Annotated in this window: 2 protein-coding genes; both read left to right on the top strand. The window is 29.8% G+C overall.

Features of this window, described 5'->3' with window-relative positions; all coding sequences use genetic code 11:
• Positions 1 to 451, top strand: a 451-nt coding sequence (locus D1606_RS18500) for a MarR family winged helix-turn-helix transcriptional regulator (protein WP_369973830.1), incomplete at its 5' end; no start/stop codon positions are given.
• Positions 452 to 542: 91 nt separating this feature from the next.
• Positions 543 to 953, top strand: coding sequence for a DoxX family protein (locus D1606_RS18495; RefSeq protein WP_119417452.1), 411 nt, complete (start codon positions 543 to 545; stop codon positions 951 to 953).
• Positions 954 to 1,264 lie beyond the last annotated feature (311 nt).

The raw sequence follows: 1,264 nt of genomic DNA, 5'->3' as shown, positions 1-1,264 counted from the left end.
GAGTTTATATATGAAAATTTCAATGGATGATTATATAAGTATATTAATTCATCAAACAGACTTAACTTTAACAAGCTATATTAAAGCAAAATTAGCACACTTAAATATTGCACCTGAACAAAACTTAATTTTGATACTTTTATGGGAAAAAGATGGATTAAGCCAAAACGAAATAGCTAAAAGGCTTAATAAAGATAAAACGAATATCGCTCGAATGATTTGTAGTTTAGAAAAAAAAGAATTAATCAGTCGAAAAGTAAATGAAAAAGATTGTCGATCATTCAATGTGTATCTTACTGAAAAGGGCATTAGTTTAGGTGAGAAGGTTTATCCAATTACTGAGGAATTTAATCGTATAGTCTGTTCAGGAATCACTAATGAGGAACTACAAATGGTAAATAATATACTGTTAAAAATGCAACGAAATGTAGATTCAAATAAGAATAAGTAAAAAAACTTGCAATGATCGGGACTTTCTATTAAAATGAAGAACGTTGTTTTAGTTGCTATAGCAACTAAATAAAAATTTGGGGGTTTTTATAATGGAAGCTATCGGTCTATTAATAATACGAGTAATCGTTGGACTATATTTTGCAGCTCATGGTACACAGAAAGCATTTGGATGGTTTGGAGGTGGCGGACCAGCTGGAACAGGTGCATTTTTTGAACAAATAGGTATTAAACCAGGAAAACCAATGGCATTATTAGCTGGCTTTGGTGAATTAGTTGGTGGAATACTTTTCTTGTTGGGATTCCTTACACCTTTGGCCGCACTTTTTATCATTGTACCGATGATTATTGCCATTGTAACTGTGCATGGGAAAAATGGACTTTTCTCTGACAAGGGTGGAATTGAGTATAATGTGGTATTAATTGCTGTTGCACTAGGAATTGCTTTAGCAGGTGCTGGTTCTATTTCTTTAGATGCACTTTATGACATTAAGTTTTGGTAGTTGGGATTATATTATGTTTTACAAAAAATCAACAGTTCAAATGTAAACTGTTGATTTTTTTGTATATATAGATTGTGTAATTGAGTATGCTTTTAGAAAAAGTGATTGATAAAGTTAATTTAAGTTTATAGAAGTTTGTTGTTAGCTTGCCTAAAAAAGCGTTGGGAAATTAAATATATTCACCCTATTATATTTTTAGGTGGAGAATCAGAAATGATTTTATAAAAATTTTTATTATTTACATAAATATACAATTATCTTATAATATTCTTATATGGAAAAATATACTTTTTCTTAGAATTCATGGGAGT

It is taken from the genome of Rummeliibacillus sp. POC4 (genome assembly GCF_003576525.1).
Classification (GTDB): domain Bacteria; phylum Bacillota; class Bacilli; order Bacillales_A; family Planococcaceae; genus Rummeliibacillus.
Note: the sequence above shows the minus strand (reverse complement) of the source record. Positions and strands in the feature narration are given on the sequence as shown.